This is a genomic window from Pseudomonas sp. DR 5-09, from assembly GCF_001655595.1.
GTDB lineage: Bacteria > Pseudomonadota > Gammaproteobacteria > Pseudomonadales > Pseudomonadaceae > Aquipseudomonas > Aquipseudomonas pharyngis.
In genome coordinates, this window is the sequence record NZ_CP011566.1 from 377344 (window position 1) to 401991 (window position 24648).

The window sequence follows — 24648 nt, forward strand, 5'->3', positions numbered from 1 at the left end:
ATCAGACCAGAATCGAAGTGCCAGTCATTTCCGCCGGTTTTTCCAGGCCCAGCAGTTTCAGCATGGTCGGCGCCACGTCCGCCAGCACGCCGCCTTCGCGGACTTTCAGGTCACGCTTGCCGACATAGATGAACGGCACCGGTTCGGTGGTGTGCGCGGTATGCGCTTGCCCGGTGGATTCGTCGGCCATCTGCTCGACGTTACCGTGGTCGGCGGTGATCAGCGCTTCGCCGCCGACTTTTTCCAGGGCTTCGACGATGCGGCCGACGCAGGTGTCCAGGCATTCCACGGCTTTCACTGCGGCTTCGAACACGCCGCTATGGCCGACCATGTCGCCGTTGGCGTAGTTGACCACGATCACGTCGTAGCGCTGGTTCTCGATGGCCTCGACGATGCGATCAGTGACTTCCGGTGCGCTCATTTCCGGCTGCAAGTCGTAGGTAGCGACTTTCGGCGACGGGATCAGGATGCGTTCTTCGCCCGGGAACGGTTCTTCGCGACCGCCGGAGAAGAAGAAGGTCACGTGGGCGTACTTCTCGGTTTCGGCGATGCGCAGCTGGGTCTTGCCGTTTTTTGCCAGATAGTCGCCGAGCACGTTTTCCAGGCTGCCGGGGGCAAAGGCTGCGGGGGCCGGGATGCTGGCGGCGTACTGGGTCAGGCCCACGTACTGCACTTTTGGCTGGCGTGCGCGCTCGAATTCCTTGAAACCGTCTTCGACAAACACGCGGCTCAGCTCGCGGGCGCGATCGGCGCGGAAGTTCATGAACACCACGGCATCGCCGTCTTCGACTTTCACCGGCTCACCGATGCTGGTGGCTTTGACGAATTCGTCGCTCTCGCCACGGGCGTAAGCGGCTTCCAGCCCTTCCTGGGCGGTGGCGGCGTTGAATTCGCCCTTGCCGTCAACGATCAGATTGTAGGCCTGGGCCACGCGATCCCAGCGGTTGTCGCGGTCCATGGCGTAATAGCGGCCGATCAGGCTGGCGATGCGTCCCTTGCCGAGGGCCTGGAAGGTCGCGTCGAGCAGTTCGATCGACGAGGCGGCGCTTTTCGGCGGCGTGTCACGGCCGTCGAGGAAGGCGTGCAGGTAGATCTTTTCGGCGCCGCGCTTGAAGGCCAGTTCGGCCATGGCGATCAGGTGATCCTGGTGGCTGTGAACGCCGCCATCCGACAGCAGGCCCATGAAGTGCACGGCCTTGCCGGCGGCCACGGCCTTGTCCACGGCGGCGCAGATAGTCGGGTTCTCGAAGAACTCGCCGTCGCGGATCGCTTTGGTCACACGGGTGAAGTCCTGATACACCACGCGGCCGGCGCCGAGGTTCATGTGGCCGACTTCAGAGTTGCCCATCTGGCCGTCCGGCAGACCGACGTCCATTCCGCTGCCCGAGATCAAGCCGTTCGGCACGGTGGCCCACAGGCGATCCAGCACAGGCTTTTTGGCCGCATAGACGGCGTTGGATTCGGGGCTGTCGCTGTGACCGAAGCCGTCGAGAATCATCAGGACCAAAGGTTTAGGCGTGGTAGTCATGGAATCCACTCGTGGCTAATAAGAAGAGGGCGATGGAAAAGGGAGTTGGAGTTTAAAGCGAAGTTCCGGCGGCGTCACCGCCGGACGGGGTTTGGCCGACCATAGTGGCTGTGTATACTGGCCGACATTTTAACGCCCTGGAACCTCCTTCGATGGTTGCTCACCTGATTGAATTTGCCACTAACCACTACATTCTTGTCGGTATCTTCGTCGTACTGCTGGCTTTGCTGCTGGCGCATACGGTGCAGGGCGGCGGTAAAAGCCTGAGCACGGGCGAGCTGACCGCACTGGTCAACAAGGAAGCCGGCGTGGTGGTGGACATCCGTCCGAGCAAGGACTACGCCGCCGGTCACATCGTTGGCGCGGTGAACATTCCCCAGGACAAACTGGCCGCCCGCATCGGCGAGCTGGAAAAACACAAGTCCAAGACCATCATTCTGGTCGACGCCCTGGGCCAGACCGCCGGCACCCACGCCCGCGAGCTGATGAAGGCCGGCTTCACCGCCGCCAAGCTGTCCGGCGGGATTTCCAGCTGGAAAGGCGACAACCTGCCGTTGGTGAAGTGACATGAGCGACGTCATCGTCTACTCCAGCGATTACTGCCCTTACTGCTCGCGCGCCAAGTACCTGCTCGCGAACAAAGGCGTGGCCTTCGAAGAGATCAAGGTCGATGGCAAGCCGCAGGTGCGCGCCGCCATGGCCCAGAAGGCCGGACGCACGTCCGTGCCGCAGATCTGGATCGGCGACACCCACGTCGGCGGATGTGATGATTTGTATGCCCTGGAGCGCGCCGGCAAGCTCGACGCGCTGCTCAAGGCCTGACCTGCTGCACACGTAAAGAACCCTAAAAGACCCAAGATCAGAAAGGATCTGAGATGACTGACCAACAGAACACTGCAGCCAGCGAAGAAGAAACCGCACCGCAATTCTCCTTGCAGCGCATCTACGTACGCGACCTGTCCTTCGAAGCCCCGAAAAGCCCGGCGATCTTCCGCCAGCAGTGGGACCCGGCGGTCGCTCTGGATCTGAACACCCGCCAGAAAGCCCTGGAAGGTGATTTCTACGAAGTCGTGCTGACCCTGTCCGTCACCGTGAAAAACGGTGAAGAAGTGGCCTTCATCGCTGAAGTGCAACAGGCCGGTATCTTCCTGATCAAAAACCTGGACGCGGCTTCCATGAGCCACACCCTGGGTGCGTTCTGCCCGAACATCCTGTTCCCGTACGCTCGCGAAACCCTGGACAGCCTGGTGACCCGTGGTTCGTTCCCGGCCCTGATGCTGGCCCCGGTGAACTTCGACGCCCTGTACGCGCAAGAGCTGCAGCGCATGCAGGAATCCGGCGAGACCCCTACCGTTCAGTAAATGATCTGAGCGTTGACGCAAGTCCAATGTGGGAGCGGGCTTGCTCGCGAAAGCGGTGTGTCAGGTGGCATAAATGTCATCTGATGCGGCCCCTTCGCGAGCAAGCCCGCTCCCACATTTGTTATGCGGTGTTATTTGAAGTCGTTCTGCCGCCACGCTTCGTAAACGGCCACTGCCACGGTGTTGGACAGGTTCAGGCTGCGGCAGCCTTCGCGCATCGGCAGGCGCAGGCGCTGTTCGCCGGGCAAGGCGTCGAGCACTTCCGGCGGCAGGCCACGGCTTTCCGGGCCGAAAATGAATGCATCGCCGGGGACGAACGCGGCATCGTGAAACGGCCGCGAACCCTTGGTGGTGAAGGCGAACAGCCGTGGATGACCGAGGCTTTCCAGGCAACTGGCGAGGTCGGCATGGCGCTGCAAGGTGGCATACTCGTGGTAGTCGAGACCGGCGCGGCGCAAGCGCTTGTCGTCCATCTCGAAACCCAGCGGTTCGATCAAATGCAGGTGGCAGCCGCTGTTGGCGCACAGCCTGATAACGTTGCCGGTGTTCGGCGGAATTTCCGGTTGAAAAAGGATGACGTGAAACATGCACGGCTCCGAAGGTAAAGATGACGCGCATTCTACGCCGCAAGCGGATCCGCGTTCGAAACTATTCCCGCGGGTGATGGCCTCACTGGCGATCGTCGGTGTGATGGTCGGGATGATGATCGGCCGTTTGACCACGCCTGACCCGACCGTTTTGCAGCAGGTCGAGGTGATCGATGGCGGGCTGGCGGTCTGGTTCAACAACGAGCCGAAGCTGCATGGCGAGATCGTCGATGGCAGCGTTGCGCTGTTGTTCGAGGCCGAAGGCCAGGCGCAGAAAGGCCAGCTCAAGTTCAACGGCAAGGACGTGAACTGGCGGACGCGGTTGAGTGACGGGGGATTGTTGCTGACGCTGGTGGCGGCGCGGCCGCTGCAGGGCGACTGGGCCGGCCAGGCGGTCGATGACCGCTGGCGGCTGGAGATCCATCTCCGGGAGCAATAAAAGAGGGAATCCCCGGCCTGCCTGTACCAAGGTTCCCGAAACGGGCGGGCTCATCGCATCGCGTTCTGAGCCGGTGTAAAGAAGGAACCCCTGACCTGCCTGTATCAAGGGCCCCAAAAGGGTGGACTCGATGAGTCCGGTGTAAAGAGGGGAATCCCCGGCCTGCCTGTACCAAGGCCCCCGAAAGGGTGGGTGAATCGAATCACCTGATGGAGTTATTGCAGGGGGCGTGCCAGTTTTTCTCGTTTTGAAACAAAAAATCCCGACACAACGACGAAGGCCCCGTAATACGGGGCCTTCGTCTTTTCACAGGATAGGATTTTCAGCTGTTTACAGTGCAAGCCTGGGCCAATGATCGTGCCCGATTAAGGGTCACGGTGCCTTGCAGCGGTGCAGGCTGGCGCTGAATCTCAGCCTTCATCACCCTCATCGTCATCCCCGCCATCGACCTTCATGCCGAGTTCCTTGATCTTGCGGGTCAGGGTGTTCCGGCCCCAGCCCAGCAGCACGGCAGCGTCGCGACGACGCCCGGCGGTGTGCTTCAGAGCCGTTTCGATCATGATTCGCTCGAACGCCGGCACCGCGCTGTCGAGCAGGCTCGACTGCCCGCGTGCCAGGGCCTGATCGGCCCATTGGCGCAGCGCCTGTTCCCAGTTGGTCACCGGCGCCGAGTCCTGCGGCAGGCTCAGCAGTTCCGGCGGCAGGTCGCTGATATGCACCTCGCGCCCGGACGCCATCACGGTGATCCAGCGGCAGGTGTTTTCCAGCTGGCGCACGTTGCCAGGCCACGGCAGGTTCTTCAGGTATTCCTCGGTCTCGCTTTTCAGCAGCTTCGGCTCCACCGCCAGTTCTTGCGCGGCGCGGCTGAGGAAGTGCTTGGCCAGGGTCGGGATGTCTTCGCGACGGTCCGACAGGCGCGGGATGTGGATGCGGATCACGTTGAGGCGGTGGAACAAGTCCTCACGGAATTTCCCGGCGTGAACCAGGGTTTCCAGATTCTGGTGGGTCGCCGCGATGATCCGCACATCGACTTTGACCGGTACATGCCCGCCGACGCGATAAAACTCGCCATCGGCCAGCACCCGCAGCAGTCGGGTCTGGGTGTCCGCCGGCATGTCGCCGATTTCATCGAGGAACAGCGTGCCGCCGTCGGCCTGTTCGAAACGGCCGCGACGCAGGTTGGCCGCACCGGTGAACGCGCCTTTTTCGTGGCCGAACAGTTCGGATTCCATCAGGTCTTTTGGGATCGCCGCCATGTTCAGCGCGATGAACGGCGAGGCCGCACGCGGGCTGTGGCGGTGCAGGGCATGGGCCACCAGTTCTTTGCCGGTGCCGGATTCGCCGTTGATCAGCACGGTGATGTTGGAGTGGCTCAAGCGCCCGATGGCGCGAAACACTTCCTGCATCGCCGGCGCTTCGCCGATGATTTCCGGGGTGCGAGTCAGGGTCGGGGCGACTTCCAGGCCCTGTTGTTCCTGAGCATGCTGATTGGCGCGTTTGACCAGCGAAACCGCCTCGTCAACGTCGAACGGCTTGGGCAGGTATTCGAACGCGCCACCCTGATAGGAGGCGACAGCGCTGTCCAGATCGGAATGAGCGGTCATGATGATCACCGGCAGCCGCGGGTGCTGCTCGCGGATCCGTGCCAGCAGGTCCAGGCCGCTGGCACCCGGCATGCGGATGTCGGAGATGATCACGTCCGGCTGCTGGCGCGCGAGGCGGCTCATCACGCCATCGGCGCTGTCGAAGCTCTGGGTGGTCATGCCTTCCTGTTGCAGGGCTTTTTCCAGAACCCAACGGATAGAACGGTCGTCATCGACGATCCACACGGTTTCACTACGGCTCATGTCGATGTGGCTCCTTGTTCCAGTGGCAGAAAGATCGAGAACGTGGTGTGGCCTGGATGGCTGTCACACTCGATCAGGCCCTGGTGCTGGCTGATGATGTTCTGGGTGATGGCCAGGCCGAGCCCGGTACCGTCCGGACGGCCGCTGACCATGGGAAAGAAGATGGTTTCCTGCAGTTCCGCCGGAATGCCCGGACCGTTGTCGATGATCTCGATCTTGGTCACCAGGCGATGACGGACGTGGCCGATGGTGAACTGGCGCATGGCGCGGGTGCGCAGGCTGATGCGGCCCAGGCGCAGCTCGTTCTGGCTGCTGATGGCCTGCATCGCGTTGCGCACGATGTTCAGCACCGCCTGAATCATTTGTTCACGATCGATCAGGACATCGGGGATGCTCGGGTCGTAATCGCGCACCAGTGTGATGCAACCCTGGCTTTCGGCCTCGACCAGTTGGCAGACCCGCTCCAGCACTTCGTGGACGTTGCACAGGGCCAGCGACGGCAATTTGTTCGAGCCGAGCATGCGGTCGACCAGATTGCGCAGGCGGTCGGCCTCTTCGATGATCACGTTGGTGTAGTCGCGCAGGCTGTCTTCCGGCAGTTCCCGGGCCAGCAGTTGCGCAGCGCCACGAATGCCGCCGAGCGGGTTCTTGATCTCGTGGGCCAGGCCGCGCACCAGCATCTTGCTGGTTTCCTGCTTCGACAACTGCGCCTCTTCCTTGGTGATCCGTAGCAGACGGTCACGGGGATGGACTTCCAGCAGGAGCAGGGTCGCGCCGTTGCTGAGGATCGGCGTTACCGCGTAATCCACGGTCAGGGTCTGGCCGGTGAGGGCGGTGAGCATCGCTTCGCGCTTGGTGAACGGGTGCGCCTGCTCCACCGCCTGACGCAACGAGTTGAGCGCCTCGGTGGACTCGGTGAACAGCTCGCTGATGAACTGCCCATGGCTGCGCTGACCGCTGATGGCCAGCAGCATCTCCGCCGCCGGGTTCATGTACTCGAGGCGCAATTCGCTGTCGAGCAGGATGGTGGCGGTGGTCAGGTTGTCGAGTAGCAAGCGATGCAGTGCGTCACTGATGGTCATGAGGACCTCTTTTGGAGCATGGCGCGCGCAGGGATACAGCGCTGATGCGAGGAAAATGCAAAAACCAAACCAAGGCTCCGAAAAGAAGCGTTCAACCCCTGAAACGGGCGTTTGACGCTCGTTTGCGTGGCAGTCAAACCGCTCTGGCGGGTACTTTCGAACCAAAATGGGTTGGAATGTGAGTACGGTGCAGCGTATTGCACCAATATAGTGCGCAAAGCTGAACGGCGTCAGAAGAAACGCAGGAAAGGATTTTTCGGTTCGGCGGGTTTGTCTTTCAGCGGGCATTCCGGGCGAACGCCGTAGTCGGCGCTGACGCAGGGTTTGACCTGACGCTTCTGTGCCAGGGAAATGCGCTGCATGTGGAACGGCTGGTTGGCGGTTTTCTCCACCGTTCGACCCTGAGCATCCAGGATCTCCACCGACAGGTTGTGGCTGCCACGATCGATGTTGCTCAGCGGGAACACCGGGCTCAGGCCGGGTTCGCCGACGGCCTGGCCATCCAGCAGCAGGCGATACCGATGACCTTTTTGCAGGCCCGGCTCGCTGGTGACGCTGACGATCAGCTCTCCGGCGCTGCTGCGAATGGTCGCGTCCGGCTCGGGGATCAGCACCCGCAGCATGTCGTAGTGGAACAGCGGCGGCTCTGCTGATTGCTTCGACGGCGTGACCGGTGCAGCGGCGGTCGGGTTCGAAGCCATGCGATTACTGGTGGCCAGCGGCACACGCTTGGCGTTGCCCCGTGGTTGATCGGTGTAGACCCGATTGCCCTGTGCGTCGACGTAAGTGAACACCTCGGCCGATGCGCCAAACGCGATCAGCGACAGGCACAAGGCAATCAATCCTCGCATCATGGCCTGTGCACCCGCTGCACGGTGAACACCACCGCCGGACTCTGCTGAATGATCGCCTCGCCATTGATTACCTGCACCGCGAGCCGATGCTCGCCCCGGTCAACGTTCACCAGTTGCAGGATCGGCACATTGCTCGGTTGGCCATAAGGCGCGTCGTCCAGCAGCAGGCGCAATTGATGCGGCGGTTGCAGGCGCGGCTTGATCAGCACGCTGACCGTGAAGGTACCGTTGTTGGCGCGCAGGGCCTCTTCGGTGGGCAGGCCGGTCAGCTCAAGCACTTCATAGGCATTGCGTGCTGGCGCAGGGCTGGGGGGGTCTGAAGAGGGCGGGCTCGGTGCCTGGGGCTGAACGCTGTTGAGCGGCGGCAACTCCACCGGCTGCGCCTGTACGCCGTCCGGTGCGTGATCGCTGTACACCGTGTTGCCGCTGGCATCGGTGTACTTGTAGATCTGCGCGGCGGCGGGCAGGGCGATCAGCAGCAAAATACAGAGAAGGGTGCGACCCATGAAATCGACCGGAAACGAAAACGATGGGTTGCAGCATAGGCCAGTCGCGGCGGTTGGCCCAACTTGCTGCACATCCAGAAATGTATTCAAGCACCACAAGTCCCTTTGGGAGCAGGCTTGCTCGCGAAAGCGGCGGATCATTGGAGATGATGCTGACTGATACGACGCCTTCGCGAGCAAGCCCGCTCCCACAGGGTGGTGCATCGCCAACAAATTCCGGCCAATAAAAAAGGCCTCCCGAAGGAGGCCTCTCTTTTGTCACGCCGCGTAGCGCGGCGCTACCGGATCAGCAGCTGTAGTACAGCTCATATTCCAGTGGGTGTACGAAGGTGCGGACCTTGATTTCTTCTTCGGATTTCAGCGCGATGTAAGCGTCGATGAAGTCGTCGGAGAACACGCCGCCCTTGGTCAGGAACGCACGGCCCTTGTCCAGCTCTTCCAGGGCTTCTTTCAGGCTGCCGCAAACTTGCGGGATCTCTTTCGCCTCTTCAGGCGGCAGGTCGTACAGGTTCTTGTCGGCAGCATCGCCTGGGTGGATCTTGTTCTGGATACCGTCCAGACCTGCCATCAGCAGCGCTGCGAAAGCCAGGTACGGGTTGGCAGCCGGATCCGGGAAGCGGGCTTCGATACGACGGCCTTTAGGGCTGTTGACGTAAGGAATACGGATCGAGGCGGAACGGTTGCGAGCCGAGTAGGCCAGCATCACTGGAGCTTCGAAGCCTGGCACCAGACGCTTGTAGGAGTTGGTGGCCGGGTTGGTGAAGCCGTTCAGGGCCTTACCGTGCTTGATGATGCCGCCGATGAAGTACAGGGCGGTGTCGGACAGGCCGGCATAACCTTCACCCGCGAAGGTGTTCTTGCCATCTTTGGAGATGGACATGTGAACGTGCATGCCCGAACCGTTGTCGCCGTACAGAGGCTTCGGCATGAAGGTTGCGGTACGGCCGTAGGCGTCGGCAACGTTGTGCACAACGTACTTCAGGGTCTGGGTTTCGTCGGCTTTCTTCACCAGGGTGTTGAACTTGACGCCGATTTCGTTCTGGCCGGCAGTTGCCACTTCGTGGTGGTGAACTTCAACGGTCAGGCCCATTTCTTCCAGTGCGTTGCACATGGAGGTACGGATTTCGTGGTCGTGGTCGAACGGCGGAACCGGGAAGTAGCCGCCTTTCACGCCTGGACGGTGGCCTTTGTTGCCGCCTTCCACGTCCTGGTCGGACATCCACGAGCCTTGCTCGGAGTAGATCTTGAACATCGAACCGGAGATGTCGGACTTGAACTTCACTTCGTCGAAGATGAAGAACTCAGGCTCTGGACCGGCGAATACGGTGTCACCGATACCGGTGGTCTTCAGGTATTCCTCGGCGCGGCGGGCGATGGCGCGCGGGTCGCGATCGTAACCTTGCATGGTCGAAGGTTCGATGATGTCGCAGACCAGGATCAGGGTCGGCTCTTCGGTGAACGGGTCCAGAACGGCGGTTTCGTCGTCCGGCAGCAGGATCATGTCGGAGGCTTCGATGCCTTTCCAGCCAGCGATGGAGGAACCGTCGAACATCTTGCCAACTTCGAAGAAGTCGTCTTCCAGCGCATCGCGAGCCGGCATGGTCACGTGGTGCTGAGTGCCTTTGGTGTCCGTGAAGCGCAGATCAATCCACTTGACGTCATGATCTTTGATGAGTTGAACCGACTTCGACATAGTGTCCTCCGGGTGAATTAGGGCGGGTAGTGGATGCCCTTAATAGTGGTGATGCCGGCGCGAATACTCTGCCAAGGCAACCTGCCTCACAAGGGAGCAAATTACATGCCAGTGCCCCAGCATGGGTTTTTTGCCCCAAATTCACGCTTCTAAAGGTCGAAAGTGCCTTAAAGGCGAAAATCTCGCCCTTTAATGTAGCGCTCAAATCGAAAAATGATCCGTTTTGGTGCGTGCAAAACCTTCTGCACATTAACTGGTTAAACCTTGAGCAATTTCCGCTATAATCCGCGCCCCCCTTTTTCGGCTGGCCCAGCGCGCGCTGTTTTCATGAAACTAATCGTAAAAGTCTTCCCCGAGATCACCATCAAAAGCCGACCTGTCCGGACGAAATTCATCCGCCAGTTGGCCAAGAACATCCGCACCGTGCTCCGCGACCTGGACCCGGCCGTGGTGGTGAACGGTGTGTGGGACAACCTCGAGCTGGAAACCCGCGTCACCGACCCCAAGGCCCTGAAAGAGATGGGCGAGCGCCTGACCTGCATGCCGGGCATCGCGCACTTTCTGCAGATCGACGAGTACCCGCTGGGCGACTTCGACGACATCACCGAAAAGTGCAAGCAGCACTACGGCGATGCGCTGGCCGGGAAGATTTTCTCGGTGCGCTGCAAGCGTGCGGGCAAGCATGCGTTCAGCTCGATGGACGTCGAAAAATACGTCGGCAGCAAGCTGCGCCGTGAGTGCGGCGCTGCCGGAATCGACCTGAAACAGCCGGAAATCGAAGTCCGCATCGAGGTTCGCGACAAACGGTTGTTCGTGATTCACAGCCAGCACAATGGCATCGGCGGCTACCCGCTCGGTGCGCTGGAGCAGACGCTGGTACTGATGTCCGGTGGCTTTGACTCGACGGTTGCCGCGTACCAGATCCTTCGTCGCGGCCTGATGACGCACTTCTGCTTCTTCAATCTGGGCGGTCGTGCCCACGAATTGGGCGTAATGGAAGTCGCGCATTTCATCTGGAAGAAGTACGGCAGCTCGCAACGCGTGCTATTTGTCAGTGTTCCATTCGAAGAAGTCTTGGGCGAAATTCTCGGCAAGGTCGACGACAGTCATATGGGCGTCGTATTGAAGCGTATGATGTTGCGCGCAGCGTCGAGCATTGCCGAACGCCTGCACATCGATGCGCTGGTCACCGGCGAAGCGATTTCCCAGGTATCGAGCCAGACGTTGCCGAACCTGTCGGTCATCGATTGCGTCACCGACAAACTGGTCCTGCGGCCGCTGATCGTCGCCCACAAGCAGGACATCATCGACACGGCCGACCAGATCGGTACCGGTGATTTCGCCCGGCACATGCCGGAATACTGCGGCGTCATCTCGGTCAACCCGAAGACCGCCGCCAAGCGTGGCCGGGTCGAGCACGAAGAGCAGGAATTCGACATGGCGGTGCTTGAGCGTGCGCTCGCAAACGCCAGACTGGTGCCGATCGATCGGGTGATCGACGAATTGGGCCAGGATTTGCAGATCGAAGAAGTCAGCGAAGCGCTGGCCGGTCAGATCGTCATCGACATCCGTCACCCGGATGCCGCCGAGGATGACCCGCTGGAACTCGCCGGCATAGAGGTACAGACGATGCCGTTCTACGCAGTGAACGCTCGTTTCAAGGAACTGGACCCTACTCGCCAGTACCTGCTGTATTGCGACAAAGGCGTGATGAGTCGCCTGCATGCCCACCATTTGCTCAGTGAGGGGCATGCCAATGTGCGCGTTTATCGACCGAGCTAAGTGCCCGGGGCTGTTTGCCTGTGGCCTGCGTCACCGGCCCCCCGACACCGCCGTCAAGCTGTAACGGCCATGCCGGACACTACTGTCAATCGCTGCCAAGACTTGTCAGCAAACCGAATCCTCTGATCGAGATACACAAGTGATCGAAAATCTACGCAACATCGCCATCATTGCCCACGTTGACCATGGTAAGACCACCCTGGTAGACAAACTCCTGCGTCAATCCGGCACCCTGGAGCGCAACGAGCTCAACGACGAGCGCGTGATGGACTCCAACGACCAGGAAAAAGAGCGCGGCATTACCATTCTGGCGAAAAACACCGCCATCAACTGGAACGGCTACCACATCAACATCGTGGACACCCCGGGCCACGCCGACTTCGGCGGCGAAGTTGAACGTGTAATGTCCATGGTTGACTCCGTGCTGCTGCTGGTCGACGCCCAGGACGGCCCTATGCCGCAAACCCGTTTCGTGACCAAGAAGGCTTTCGAAGCCGGCCTGCGTCCAATCGTGGTCATCAACAAGGTTGACCGTCCGGGCGCGCGTCCTGACTGGGTTCTGGACCAGATCTTCGATCTGTTCGACAACCTGGGCGCCACCGAAGAACAACTGGACTTCCAGGTTGTTTACGCTTCGGCCCTGAACGGCATCGCCGGTCTGGACCACACCGCCATGGGCGAAGACATGACCGCGCTGTACCAGGCGGTAGTCGACCACGTTCCGCCTCCGGCTGTTGACCGTGACGGTCCGTTCCAGATGCAGATCTCTGCTCTGGACTACAACAGCTTCCTGGGTGTTATCGGTGTTGGCCGTATCGCTCGTGGTCGCGTCAAGCCGAACACTCCGGTTGTCGCTATCAGCGCCGACGGCAAGCGCCGCAACGGTCGTATCCTGAAGCTGATGGGTCACCACGGTCTGCACCGCGTTGACGTTGAAGAAGCAGCGGCCGGCGACATCGTCTGCATCAGCGGTTTCGACGAGCTGTTCATCTCCGACACCCTGTGCGACATCAACAACGTCGAGGCGATGAAGCCACTGACCGTTGACGAGCCAACCGTTTCCATGACCTTCCAGGTAAACGACTCGCCATTCTGCGGTAAAGAAGGCAAGTTCGTGACCTCCCGTAACATCAAGGATCGTCTGGACAAAGAGCTGCTGTACAACGTTGCACTGCGCGTTGAAGAAGGCGACTCGGCTGACAAGTTCAAGGTTTCCGGCCGTGGTGAGCTGCACCTCTCGGTACTGATCGAAACCATGCGTCGCGAAGGCTTCGAGCTGGCCCTGGGCCGTCCTGAAGTGATCATCCGTGAAGTTGACGGCGTGAAGCAGGAACCGTTCGAAAACGTGACCATCGACATCCCTGAAGAATCCCAGGGCAAGGTCATGGAAGAGATGGGTCTGCGTAAAGGCGACCTGAGCAACATGGTGCCGGATGGCAAGGGCCGTGTTCGTCTGGAATACAACATCCCTGCTCGCGGTCTGATCGGTTTCCGTAACCAGTTCCTGACCCTGACCAACGGTGCTGGCATCCTGACCTCGATCTTCGACCGTTACGCTCCAGTGAAGTCGGGCCACATGTCCGGCCGTCAGAACGGCGTTCTGGTTTCGGTTGAAACCGGCAAGGCACTGACCTACTCCCTGGAAACCCTGCAGGCTCGTGGCAAGCTGTTCGTAGAACACGGCCAGGAGATCTACAACGGTCAGATCGTTGGTCAGAACTCCCGCGACAACGACCTGGGTGTGAACCCGACCAAAGGCAAGAAGCTCGACAACATGCGTGCTTCGGGTAAAGACGAAACCATCGCTCTGGTCCCACCTGTTCGCTTCACCCTGGAGCAGGCTCTGGAATACATCCAGGAAGACGAGCTGTGCGAAGTCACTCCTAAGTCCATCCGTCTTCGCAAGAAGATCCTGGACGAAAGCGAGCGTACCCGCGCTGCCAAGAAAGCCAAGGCGTAAGATTTAGCCAAGGCTGAAAAAAACGCCCCCGGTCGAGAGACCGGGGGCGTTTTTGTTTGTCTGGGGAAAATGTGGAATAGGCCTTGAAGATCAAGAGCCCCTCACCCTAGCCCTCTCCCGGAGGGAGAGGGAACCGATCGGGGGATGCTCAAGAGATACGCCGACCTGATCGGGCTGTGCCGAATCCATAATCGACTGGTTGTTTCAGGTCGATGGATGACGCAAGACACCTCGGTCGGCTCCCTCTCCCTCCGGGAGAGGGCTGGGGTGGGTAAAGACCGGGTACATCCTTTACGTTTGAGACCGGGGACATGGTTTACAGGTATCAATCATGGTCAGGAGGTGCTGACCATGCCCTGGAATCAAGAGTCCCCGATGGATCAACGAGTGAAATTAGTCAGTGACTGGCTCAGTGGCAGCTACACCAAGAGCCAATTGAGCCGGCGTTATGGGGTCAGCCGGCCAACCGTCGATAAATGGCTGGATCGGTATGCAGCGCTCGGTGTGGATGGCTTGAAAGAGCAATCCCGCAAGCCTTTGAACTGCCCTCATCAAACCCCGGATGAAATCATCGCCACATTGCTGGCCAGGAAAAACGAGCATCCCGATCGAGGCCCCAAACAGATCATTGATCGCCTGCGAAAGTCCGATCCACAGATCCCATGGCCGGCCGCGAGCACTGCTGGTGAGTGGTTGAAGAAGGCTGGCTTGGTCATTGCGCGGCGCCCTTATCCTTTGCGCCCGCGTGCTCCGACGCATTTACGCCCGGCCGATGAACCCAACCAGACCTGGTGTGCCGACTTCAAAGGGCAGTTCAGGATGCAGGACGGCAATTGGTGCTATCCGCTGACCATTACCGATCAGATGAGTCGCTATCTGCTGCTCTGCCGGGCGCTGCCCGGCACGCACAGCGAGCCGACGCGACAGGGATTCGAATGGGCTTTCCGGGAGTTTGGATTGCCGGACGTAATCCGCACAGATAACGGGGCGCCTTTCGCATCGACCGGTTTGTCGCGGCTGTCGAAGCTGTCCGTCTGGTTCATCAGGCATGGCATCCATATCGAGACAATCACACCAGGGCGTCCTGACCAGAACGGTCGACACGAACGGATGCACCGCACCCTCAAAGCAGCGGTACTGCGAACACCGGCGGAAAATCTCGTACGCCAACAGCTGGCCTTTGAAGAGTTCGTTCAGGACTTCAACCATGATCGACCACACACCGCACTGGGCATGAAACCGCCGGCTTCCGTCTACAGACCTTCGTTGCGCCCGTATCCGGGCTACTTGCCCGCGGTCGAATATGGCCCTGAGGTTGAGGTACGCAAGGTTCGCTCGAACGGCGAGTTCAAGTGGAAGGGGCAACGAATGTTTTTGGGCGAGGCGCTGATCGGCGAGGACATCGCGCTGAAGGAAGTGGCTGATGACGTGTGGGAGCTGTACCTTTGCAACTTCTGTTTAGGCAGGCTTGAGCGCGGTGCCAACCGCGTATCAAGCCTGTAAAAGGTGTAAACGATGTCCCCGGTCTAATGTGTAAAGGATGTACCGGTCTCTACAGTGAGGGGCGAGGTTCGAGGGTTGGAGTGAGGGTCGGCTTTTAGAAGCGCTCGATCGACCGCGAATTCTGCACCCGCTCCACTTCCTTCGGCTTGTACGCGCAATAACCCGGGCGCGGGCCGATCTTCGGGTGGTTGCGGCAGGTGTCCGGGCGCTTGTCATAAATGGTGCACAGGCGGCTCTTACGATCCAGGTAGTAGCAATCGTTGTTGCTCATGCGCTGCAGGGTGAAAATCCCCGACTTCTGGTTGAAGCGCTCGACCAGACCTTCCTTTTGCAGGCGCTTGGCGATGTTCTTCGGCGGGTCGCCCAGTTCGAACTCGTCGACCACACCGATGCGCACCAGATCCTTGATCTTGACCTCGACCGGCAGCGTGCAGCAGCTGGAAACGCACGAGCCGCACATCGGGGCCGAATATTTGGCCCAGGTATCGAGACGGTCGATCTCGGCTGCGGCGATCAGGTTGGGCTTCATCATCGGTGGTTACCAGGCGTGTGCGTCAGGGCGCGCGATCATACCGGGACTGGTGGATTTTTGAACAACCTTTCGCCAGATTTTTTCTTCATGCACCCGCATCGTCCGACAATTCGGCACGGCCCCTGCATTCATTGAGGCATTCGCCAGAGTATTGCCGGTCGATCTCACACTCTCGGTAAAAACTGCCGAACCAGAGCCCTTACCGTCGGTCAGACCGTCTAGGCTCTGACAACTCCCCGCTCGCTCGAGGTCCTATCGATGACTCAAGAACCACTAGTTCGCGAAGCAGAGGTGGCCGCATTCCGCGACGCCGTCCTGACCAAACTCACCTATGCGGTGGGCAAAGACCCGGATCACGCCTTCGACCATGACTGGTTCGAAGCCATCGCCCTGGCGGCGCGCGATCACATGGTCGAGCACTGGATGGACCACACCCGGCAGATTTACCGCAAAGGCCAGAAGCGGGTGTATTACCTCTCGCTGGAATTTCTCATCGGCCGTTTGCTGTACGACAGCCTGAGCAACCTCGGTTTGCTGGACGTCGCCCGTGAAGCCTTGACCGAACTGGGCGTCGATCTGGAGCGCATTCGCATCCTGGAGCCGGACGCGGCGCTGGGCAACGGTGGCCTCGGACGATTGGCGGCGTGCTTCATGGAAAGCATGTCGACCCTCGGTATTGCCGGCCACGGCTACGGCATTCGTTATGAGCACGGGTTATTCCGTCAGGCCATCGTCGATGGCTGGCAACAGGAGCAGACCGAGCACTGGCTGGATTTCGGCAACCCCTGGGAGTTCGAGCGGCCGGAGGTGGTCTATCCGATCGGCTTTGGCGGCAGCGTCGAGACCGTCACCGACGCCAGCGGCAAGTCCCGGCAAGTCTGGCACCCGGCGGAAACCGTCCGGGCCATTGCCTACGACACCCCGGTGGTCGGCTGGCGCGGGGCGAGCGTCAACACCTTGCGCCTGTGGCGGGCGCGGGCGATGGAAGACCTGCACCTGGAGCGCTTCAACGCCGGTGACCACCTGGGCGCCGTCGCCGAAGTAGCCCGGGCCGAAAGTATCTCCCGCGTCCTCTATCCGGCGGACAGCACCGAGGCCGGGCAGGAACTGCGCCTTCGTCAGGAATACTTCTTCGTCGCTGCGTCGCTTCAGGACTTGCTGCGCCGTCATCGCAACATGCACACCTCGGTGCTGACCCTCGGCGATCACGCGGCGATCCAGCTCAACGACACCCACCCTTCGATTGCCGTTGCCGAATTGATGCGTCAACTGGTCGACGTCTACGACGTGGCCTGGGACGCGGCGTGGCAAGTCACCGTCGACACGCTGTCGTACACCAACCACACGCTGTTGCCCGAAGCCCTGGAGACCTGGCCGGTGGGTTTGATGGAGCGCATGCTGCCGCGGCACATGCAGATCATTTACCTGATCAACGCCCAGCACATCGATTCGTTGCGGGCCAAGGGCATCCACGATTTCGACGTGCTGCGCGCGGTGTCGCTGATCGAGGAAGACAACGGCCGTCGGGTGCGCATGGGTAACCTCGCGTTCCTCGGCTCGCACAGCGTCAACGGCGTGTCCGGGCTGCACACGCAGCTGATGCGCAAAACCGTATTTGCCGAACTGCACAAGCTGTATCCGGAGCGGATCAACAACAAAACCAACGGCATCACCTTCCGTCGCTGGCTGTACCAGGCCAATCCGGAGCTGACATCGATGTTGGTCGATGCCCTTGGCGCCGACGTGCTGGACAACCCTGAAGAGCGTCTGCTCGATCTTGAGCCGTTCGCCGAAAAACCCGCCTTCCGCAAAGCCTTCGCCGAGCAGCGGCTGCACAGCAAAAAAGCCCTGGCTTACCTGATCCATGAACGGCTGGGGATCGCGGTCAACCCGGCGGCGATGTTCGACGTGCAGGTCAAACGGATCCATGAATACAAACGTCAGTTGCTCAATTTGATGCACACCGTCGCGCTGTATCAGGCGATCCGCGCCGAGCCGGAAATCGACTGGGTGCCACGCGTGAAAATCTTCGCCGGCAAAGCCGCGGCCAGTTATCACCAGGCCAAGCTGATCATCAAGCTGACCAACGACATCGCCCGGGTGGTGAATAACGACCCGACCGTGCGTGGCCTGCTCAAAGTGGTGTTCCTGCCCAACTACAACGTCAGCCTGGCGGAGAGCATCATTCCGGCGGCGGACCTGTCGGAGCAGATCTCCACCGCCGGTTTCGAAGCCTCGGGCACCAGCAACATGAAGTTCGGCCTGAACGGCGCGCTGACCATCGGCACCCTCGACGGCGCCAACGTGGAAATGTGCGAGAGCATCGGCGCCGAGCACATGTTTATCTTTGGCCTGAGCGCTCAACAGGTCGAAGCGCGCAAGCAGAACCACGAGTTCAGCGCGGTGCCGGACATTGCCGCGTCCCATCGCCTCAATGATGTGTTGCAGGCGATTCGCAGCGGGGTGTTCTCGCCGGACGACACGTCGCGCTACACCGGGCTGATCGATTCGCTGGTGGATTACGACCGGTTCTTCGTCTGCGCCGATTTCGACTCCTACTGGGAGGCGCAGATGCGCGTCGATGCGCTCTGGCACGACGCCAATAACTGGTGGCGTTCGGCGGTGCTGAATACTTCGCGCATGGGCTGGTTCTCCTCCGACCGGACGATCCGCGAGTACGCCACGGATATCTGGAAGGCACTGGAGTAACTTTTAGCGACAAATGTGCGCCCGGCCCCACGATTGTTGGGCCGGGCCGATATACTGAGCCTTGGTTCCGCCCCGCCACGGGGCTGCTCAGGGATATCGACCATGCAATGGATGTTCATGTTGATCGGGCTGCTGCTCGGCTGGCTGCTCGACGAGTCGTTCAGCGATGCGCTGTTGGGCGCCTTGCTCGGGCTCGCCATCGGCCAGGCGATGCGTATCGCGCGGCTCGGTTCACAGGCTGCCGAGCAACAGCGTCAGCTGGATCACGCGAAGATCGCGTTGCAGGGCGTCGAACAGCGACTGTTTCTGCTGGAGGGTGCTCCGGCGTATTCGCCAGCGCCGCCGAGTGTCGCCCCGGCCAGCGCAACGGTCGTTGAGCCCGTCACGGTAGTTGAACAACCCTCTGCCGCAGAACCCGAGCTGGTCTGGGAACTGCCACCCGAACTCGAACCTGTTGCCGTCGCCGCCAGCGAATCCAGCCAGCCGCTGCCGGTCGATGTCTGGCGTCTGGACGCCGTTACGCCTGAACCTGAACCCCGACAACCCGCCGAGCCCCGTGGCCCGAACCTCATCGAGCGCGGTATCAGCGCTGCGCGAAACTGGCTGTTCGGGGGCAACACTGTGCTGCGGGTCGGCGTGGTGCTGTTGTTCTTCGGTCTGGCGTTCCTGCTGCGCTACGCCACCGAAGGCATGGTGGTGCCGATCGAATTGCGTTACGCCGGAGTTGCGGCAGCAGCGTTGGGCTTGCTGGCGCTGGGCTGGTGGTTGCGCCATCGCAACAACAGCTACGCCTTGATGCTCCAAGGCACGGGGATCGCGGTGCTGTACCTGACGGTGTTTGCGGCGATGCGTCTGCATCCGCTGCTCGATCCGTCTGCCGCGCTGGGCTTGCTGGTGGCGGTGACGGTGTTTTCGGCCATTCTGGCCATCACCCAGGATTCCCTGGCCCTGGCCTGCGTCGCCGCACTGGGCGGTTTCGCCGCGCCGATCCTGACCTCCACCGGGGCCGGCAACCACGTCGCGCTGTTCAGTTATTTCGCGCTGCTCAACGCCGGCATTCTGGCCATCGCCTGGTTCAAGGCCTGGCGCCTGCTCAACCTGATCGGCTTCGTGGGCACCTTCGGCATCGGTTTCGCCTGGGGCCTGCGTTCGTACACGCCGGAACTGCTGTGGAGCACCGAGCCGTTCCTGATTCTTTTCTTCCTGATGTACCTGGCCATCGGTCTGCTGTTCGCCCGGCGCAAGTTGCTGGACATGCCGGACGCCCCGGCGGACGACGATCGCGAGGCGCTGCTGCACTGGTCGGCGCGCAAGGGCGACTACGTCGACGGGACGATGCTGTTCGGTCCGCCGCTGGTGGGTTTCGGCCTGCAATTCGCGCTGGTCCAGCATCTGGAATTCGCTGCCGCGTTCAGTGCGCTGGCGCTGGGCATGATCTACATGGCCCTGGCCAAAGTGCTGATGGGCGGTCGGGCGATGTTGCTGGGCGAGACTTGCCTGGCGCTCGGGGTGATTTTCGCCAGCCTGGCTATCCCGCTGGGGCTGGATGCACGCTGGACGTCCGCGGCCTGGGCGGTGGAGGGCGCGGGGATTTTCTGGCTGGGTTTGCGTCAGCAACGACCGTTGGCCCGGGCCTTCGCATTGCTGCTGCAACTGGGTTCGGCGCTGGCGTTTCTCAGTCAGTTGCGCGTTGGCGAAAGCAGCCTGCTCGACGCTGCGCCGCTGGGCGCATTGATGCTCGGCGCGGCCTTGTTGTTCAGCTTCTATCAATTGCGCAAGGCGTCGCCGGAGCAAACCTCGCTGTGGGAGCGTCAGGGCTTGCCGGTGCTGGCGTGCCTGGGGCTGACCTTCCTGTATTTGCTGGCGCCGCTGTTCTTCTTCATCCAGGGCACGGCGATCAGTTGGGCATTGGCCGGGCTGGCGACCTTGTTCGTCGGCTTGCGCCTGCAATCGCGCACGTTCCTGTTCACCGCGTTTGCCGTGCAACTGCTCGGCGGAGCGTTGTTCCTGTTGCGCCTGCAAGGGGCGGGCGAGGATTCGGCGGCCGTGTTCAGCGCTGGCTGGAGCGGTTTGCTCAGCGCCTCGTTGATCGGTCTGGCGCTGATCGCCGGCATGCTGCTGGCGGCGCGCGACGAGATGGTGCGCAGCGATGTTCGCCTGCTGCGCGGGTTGTCGGTGGTGCTGCTGGCGGGTCTGGTGCTGATCAATCTGGCGGTGTTGTTTGTGCTGCCGTGGCAGACCGCGAGCGCAGTGTGGGCGGCCAGTGGCTTGCTGATCATCTGGCTCAGTCTGTACCTCAAGCAGCGCGTGAGTTTTGTGTTCGGTCTGCTGTTGCAACTGATCGGCGGCGCGGCGTTTCTGCTCGCCGGCCCCGAGTTGCTCGGGCCGTTGTCCAGCGAGGGGCTGCGACCGCTGGCCCATGGCGGATTCTGGACGCCGCTGGTGCTGGGTCTGGCGGCGATGATCGGGGCGTGGCGCCTGCAATTGGGCAATCACGCTTCGGCGTTCGATGTTCTGAGCCTGCAGCGACTGTCCGAGGTGTTGCTGGTGTGGGGCGCCGGTTGGTGGGCGCTGGCGTGGGTCAGCGAAGTGCTGCGGTTTGCGCCGCTGAATCTGCAGGGGCCACTGTTGCTGCTGGTCGCTGCGCTGAGCGCCGCGTTGTGGGCACTGCTGGCCTCGCGCCTGAAATGGCCGTCGCTCGGGTTGCTCTGCACCTTGCTGATTCCGGCGGCCGGGCTGGTGTTGCTGGCCGCGTGGCATTCGCGTTATCACCCGGCGGCGGATTTCGGCTGGCTGGCGTGGGCGGCGGTGTTCGTTGTGCATTTCATCTGCCTGCGACGTCTGGCACCGATGCTGTCGGCGCGGGCCCTGAGCACGGCCCATGTGCTCGGTTGCTGGCTGCTGATCGGCGTGCTGGCGCTGGAGTTGCGCTACGGCCTGCTGCTGTTGTCCGAGCAATACAACGCCTGGCGCTGGCTGGGCTGGGCGATTCTGCCGAGCGTGTATCTATTGCTGATGGCCGCACCGCGTCAGTGGCCATGGCCGGTGGCAGCGTTCCCTCGTGAATATCGCCTGTACGCGGCGGCGCCGCTGGCGGTGCTGATGCTGGTCTGGTTCTGGCTGGCCAATGGCATCAGCGATGGCAATGCCGAGCCGCTGCCTTATGTGCCGCTGCTCAACCCGCTGGAATTGGGTCTGCTGTTTGCGCTGTTCGGTGTCTACGTCTGGTCGCGCAGCGCCGTTGCCGAGCTGTCGATCCGCCAGGATTACGCGGCATACGCGACGCAACTGATTGCCGGCGTTTCCCTGTTCGCGTTCTGCACCGCGCTGGTGACCCGCGCCGCGCACCATTGGGCGGGCATTCCGTTCGAGCTGGATCTGTTGCTCGACTCGATGCTGGTGCAGGCCGGCTTGTCCATCGTCTGGACGCTGATGGCGCTCGGGCTGATGATCGGCGGGCACCTGCGCCATCGCCGCGAAGTGTGGCTGATCGGCGCGGCGCTGATTGCGCTGGTGGTGGCCAAACTGATTTTTGTCGAATTGAGCAACCGTGGCGGACTGGCCCGGATCGTCTCGTTCATCGGCGTCGGCGTGTTGCTGCTGGTGGTGGGCTACTTTGCGCCGCTGCCGCCCAAACGCGTTGAAGCTGCACCGGCGGCGGACCAACCGGCCCCGGAAACCGAAGGAGTGTCGTCTTGAGTCGCAAGCTTAATCTCGGGTGGCTGTTGCTGGGCGTGGCCATGGCGGCCGGCGCCCAGGAAAAACCGGCGGACTTCGCCGCGCAGGTGCCGTTGTCGGTCAGCGGTTCCGGCCCGTGGTATCGCCTCGAACTGCCGCTGAGCGTGCAGTTGCAGGCGCGCCAGACTGATCTCAGCGATCTGCGAGTGTTCAACGCCGCCGGAGAACCGCAGGCCTATGCGCTGGCCCGGGAATCAGCGCAGACCCGCGACGACGGCCAATTGCATGAGGTGAAGTGGTTCCCGCTGTACAACTCGGCGGATGCCACCGAGCGCGCGCCGAGTGTGCGCGTGCAATCCACCACCACCGGTACGCTGGTGGAAGTGCAGCCGTCCAGCCAGCTCGAAGCCGGTGAAGAAGTGCTGCGCGGTTGGCTGCTCGACGCCAGCGCGATCAAGGCGCCGTTGCAGCAGTTGATTCTCGACTGGACCAGCGAGCGCGACGGCTTCCAGCGTTTCAGCATCGAGGCCAGCGACGACTTGCAGCACTGGCAGGCCTGGGGCGAAGGTCAGGTGGCGCGCCTGACCTTTGCCGACGAACGGGTCGAGCAGCATGAAGTGGCGCTGCCCGGGCAATCGGCGCGCTATCTGCGTCTGCTGTGGGATTCGCCGGCCTCGGCGCCGGTCCTGACGTCGGCGCAACTGAAAAGCAGCGACCCGCGCAACCTGCCGCTGCCATTGGTCTGGTCGCCGGCACTGGCCGGCAGCAGCGGCAAGGCCGGGGAATACACCTGGCAGTTGCCGATGGGGCTGAACATCGAGCGGGTGCAGGTCGAACTGAAACAGGCAAACAGCCTCGCGCCGGTGACGTTGTCGGGGCGTCGCGAAAGCAGCCTGCCGTGGCAACCGCTGAGCAGCGGCTTGCTCTATCGTCTGACCCAGAACGGCCAGGACGTGGTGCAGAACGAATTGCAGCTCTACGGCCAGACCGTGCAGCAGTTGAAACTCATGGTCGACGAACGCGGCGGCGGTCTCGGCGAACAGGCGCCGAGCGTGAAATACGCGGTGCGCGCCACGCAGGTGATCTTCCTCGCGCGCGGCGACGGGCCTTACAGCCTGGCACTGGGCAATCCGACCGTGAAAACGGCGAACCTGCCGCTGACCACGCTGATCCCGGATTTCAAACCGGAGAAACTGGCCACGCTGGGCAAGGCCACGGTGCAGGGGGAAGCGCTGGCGACTCAGACCTCGACGGCCACCACGGCTGCGACCACCGATATCAACTGGAAGAAATTCGGCCTGTGGGCGGTGTTGCTGCTCAGTGTGCTGTTTCTGGCAGCGATGGCCTTCAGTCTGCTGCGCAAGCCGTCGGCCAAGTCGTGAATATAACGGGTGTGACCTCCACACCCGTCGGGTTTGCATCTACGCTGAATCCGGTGCCTGAACTCTCTCGGTTCGATCACGTCTGATAGCAGGAATTGCCCCCGACGCACGTTACCGGCGTCATTGCTCGCTACGGTTTCAGACTCCCTGTAAACTGCGCGGGTTTTTAGCCCCCCATTCCACCGGAGCCGTCCATGTCCCGCGTTACCCTGAGTCGCTATTTGATTGAGCAGACCCGCAGCAACAACACTCCTGCCGATCTGCGTTTCCTGATCGAAGTGGTGGCGCGCGCCTGTAAAGAGATCAGCCACGCCGTGTCCAAAGGCGCCCTGGGCGGTGTTCTGGGCAGCATGGGCACGGAAAACGTGCAAGGCGAAGTGCAGAAGAAGCTCGACGTGCTGTCGAACGAAATCCTGCTCGAAGCCAACGAGTGGGGCGGTCACCTGGCCGGCATGGCGTCCGAAGAAATGGACAATGCCTACCAGATCCCGGGCAAATACCCGAAAGGCGCCTACCTGCTGGTATTCGACCCGCTGGACGGTTCGTCGAACATCGACATCAACGCCCCGGTCGGCACCATCTTCTCCGTGCTGCGTTGCCCGAACGAATACCTGAGCCAGAACGAAGCGCTGGATGAAAAGGCCTTCCTGCAGCCAGGCACTCAGCAGGTTGCCGCCGGTTATGCGATCTACGGCCCGCAAACCATGCTGGTGCTGACCCTGGGCCACGGCGTCAAAGGCTTCACCCTGGACCGCGAAATGGGCAGCTTCGTCCTGACTCACGAAGACATCACCATTCCTGAATCCACTCAGGAATTCGCCATCAACATGTCCAACCAGCGTCACTGGGAAGCTCCGGTACAGCGCTACGTTTCGGAACTGCTGGCCGGCGAAGAAGGCCCGCTGAAAAAGAACTACAACATGCGTTGGGTCGCGGCGATGGTTGCCGACGTGCACCGCATCCTGACCCGTGGCGGTCTGTTCATGTACCCGCGCGACAGCCGCGAGCCGTCCAAACCGGGCAAACTGCGCCTGATGTACGAAGCCAACCCGATGTCGTTCCTGGTGGAACAGGCGGGCGGCGCTTCCACCGACGGCCACCAGCGCATTCTCGACATCAAGCCTGAAGGCCTGCACCAGCGCGTAGCGGTGTTCCTCGGCTCGAAAGAAGAAGTCGCCCGCGCCACGGCTTACCACAAGGAATAA

19 protein-coding genes are annotated in these 24648 nt (G+C 61.4%); 11 read left to right on the forward strand and 8 right to left on the reverse strand.

The window, feature by feature from the left end; translation table 11 throughout:
- Position 1: 1 nt before the first annotated feature.
- Positions 2–1528 (reverse strand): 2,3-bisphosphoglycerate-independent phosphoglycerate mutase, encoded by a 1527-nt coding sequence (gene gpmI, locus PDR5_RS01690; RefSeq protein ID WP_064592833.1) that lies wholly within the window; start codon positions 1526–1528, stop codon positions 2–4.
- A gap of 152 nt (positions 1529–1680) precedes the next feature.
- Between gpmI and PDR5_RS01695 the strand changes: the two genes are divergently transcribed.
- Genes PDR5_RS01695 through secB form a run of 3 tightly spaced genes read left to right on the forward strand, consistent with a single transcriptional unit; the run spans position 1681 to position 2889 of the window.
- Positions 1681–2094 carry a rhodanese-like domain-containing protein gene (locus PDR5_RS01695; RefSeq protein WP_064592835.1) on the forward strand — a complete coding sequence of 138 codons (414 nt, stop codon included), beginning with the start codon at positions 1681–1683 and terminating at the stop codon, positions 2092–2094.
- 1 nt (position 2095) lies between these two features.
- The gene (grxC, locus tag PDR5_RS01700; RefSeq protein ID WP_007952522.1) at positions 2096–2350 is read left to right on the forward strand and encodes a glutaredoxin 3; all 255 of its coding nucleotides are present in this window, start codon (positions 2096–2098) and stop codon (positions 2348–2350) included.
- A gap of 53 nt (positions 2351–2403) precedes the next feature.
- Complete coding sequence (gene secB, locus PDR5_RS01705) at positions 2404–2889, forward strand: protein-export chaperone SecB (RefSeq protein ID WP_007909233.1); 486 nt, start codon at positions 2404–2406, stop codon at positions 2887–2889.
- A 131-nt stretch (positions 2890–3020) separates the two neighbouring features.
- Here secB and PDR5_RS01710 read toward each other — a convergent pair whose 3' ends face one another.
- Entirely contained in the window at positions 3021–3476 is a 456-nt protein-coding gene (locus tag PDR5_RS01710) for a tRNA (cytidine(34)-2'-O)-methyltransferase (protein WP_007952520.1), read from the reverse strand.
- On the opposite strand from PDR5_RS01710, the gene PDR5_RS01715 reads away from it, so the two are divergent.
- Positions 3475–3915, forward strand: a complete 441-nt coding sequence (locus tag PDR5_RS01715; protein ID WP_064592837.1) for a hypothetical protein — start codon at positions 3475–3477, stop codon at positions 3913–3915. The two genes, PDR5_RS01710 and PDR5_RS01715, sit on opposite strands and share 2 nt — an antisense overlap.
- Positions 3916–4325: 410 nt before the next feature.
- On the opposite strand, the gene ntrC is transcribed toward PDR5_RS01715, so the two are convergent.
- The 5 genes from ntrC to glnA form a co-directional block, all read right to left on the reverse strand.
- A complete protein-coding gene (gene ntrC / locus PDR5_RS01720) occupies positions 4326–5762 on the reverse strand; it encodes a nitrogen regulation protein NR(I) (protein ID WP_007952518.1) in 1437 nt (478 codons plus the stop codon).
- Positions 5759–6844 carry a nitrogen regulation protein NR(II) gene (gene glnL, locus PDR5_RS01725; protein WP_007952516.1) on the reverse strand — a complete coding sequence of 362 codons (1086 nt, stop codon included), beginning with the start codon at positions 6842–6844 and terminating at the stop codon, positions 5759–5761. The genes ntrC and glnL overlap by 4 nt, the downstream gene beginning before the upstream one ends.
- Before the next feature lie 230 nt (positions 6845–7074).
- The gene (locus tag PDR5_RS01730; protein ID WP_064592839.1) at positions 7075–7698 is read right to left on the reverse strand and encodes a DUF4124 domain-containing protein; all 624 of its coding nucleotides are present in this window, start codon (positions 7696–7698) and stop codon (positions 7075–7077) included.
- On the reverse strand, positions 7695–8204 hold the full coding sequence (locus tag PDR5_RS01735) for a DUF4124 domain-containing protein (protein ID WP_064592841.1): 510 nt from the start codon (positions 8202–8204) through the stop codon (positions 7695–7697). The genes PDR5_RS01730 and PDR5_RS01735 overlap by 4 nt, the downstream gene beginning before the upstream one ends.
- A 286-nt stretch (positions 8205–8490) precedes the next feature.
- Positions 8491–9897 (reverse strand): glutamate--ammonia ligase, encoded by a 1407-nt coding sequence (gene glnA, locus PDR5_RS01740; RefSeq protein ID WP_011332032.1) that lies wholly within the window; start codon positions 9895–9897, stop codon positions 8491–8493.
- A gap of 327 nt (positions 9898–10224) precedes the next feature.
- Here glnA and thiI point away from each other — a divergent pair, with 327 nt between their 5' ends.
- The 3 genes from thiI to PDR5_RS01755 all read left to right on the forward strand — a co-directional run bounded on the left by thiI (position 10225) and on the right by PDR5_RS01755 (position 15142).
- A complete protein-coding gene (thiI, locus tag PDR5_RS01745; RefSeq protein WP_011332034.1) occupies positions 10225–11679 on the forward strand; it encodes a tRNA uracil 4-sulfurtransferase ThiI in 1455 nt (484 codons plus the stop codon).
- 139 nt (positions 11680–11818) lie between these two features.
- A complete protein-coding gene (gene typA, locus PDR5_RS01750; protein ID WP_007952502.1) occupies positions 11819–13639 on the forward strand; it encodes a translational GTPase TypA in 1821 nt (606 codons plus the stop codon).
- Positions 13640–13990: 351 nt separating this feature from the next.
- Positions 13991–15142 carry an integrase core domain-containing protein gene (locus PDR5_RS01755; protein ID WP_064592843.1) on the forward strand — a complete coding sequence of 384 codons (1152 nt, stop codon included), beginning with the start codon at positions 13991–13993 and terminating at the stop codon, positions 15140–15142.
- 94 nt (positions 15143–15236) lie between these two features.
- On the opposite strand, the gene PDR5_RS01760 is transcribed toward PDR5_RS01755, so the two are convergent.
- On the reverse strand, positions 15237–15674 hold the full coding sequence (locus PDR5_RS01760; RefSeq protein WP_007952500.1) for a YkgJ family cysteine cluster protein: 438 nt from the start codon (positions 15672–15674) through the stop codon (positions 15237–15239).
- A 258-nt stretch (positions 15675–15932) separates the two neighbouring features.
- Here PDR5_RS01760 and PDR5_RS01765 point away from each other — a divergent pair, with 258 nt between their 5' ends.
- From PDR5_RS01765 to PDR5_RS01780, 4 genes are all read left to right on the forward strand, one after another.
- Positions 15933–18383 carry a glycogen/starch/alpha-glucan phosphorylase gene (locus PDR5_RS01765; protein WP_039764697.1) on the forward strand — a complete coding sequence of 817 codons (2451 nt, stop codon included), beginning with the start codon at positions 15933–15935 and terminating at the stop codon, positions 18381–18383.
- A gap of 102 nt (positions 18384–18485) precedes the next feature.
- The gene (locus tag PDR5_RS01770) at positions 18486–22082 is read left to right on the forward strand and encodes a DUF2339 domain-containing protein (RefSeq protein WP_064592845.1); all 3597 of its coding nucleotides are present in this window, start codon (positions 18486–18488) and stop codon (positions 22080–22082) included.
- Positions 22079–23443, forward strand: a complete 1365-nt coding sequence (locus tag PDR5_RS01775) for a DUF3999 domain-containing protein (protein WP_064592847.1) — start codon at positions 22079–22081, stop codon at positions 23441–23443. Before PDR5_RS01770 ends, PDR5_RS01775 begins: the two co-directional genes overlap by 4 nt.
- Before the next feature lie 194 nt (positions 23444–23637).
- Positions 23638–24648 (forward strand): class 1 fructose-bisphosphatase, encoded by a 1011-nt coding sequence (locus PDR5_RS01780; RefSeq protein ID WP_007952492.1) that lies wholly within the window; start codon positions 23638–23640, stop codon positions 24646–24648.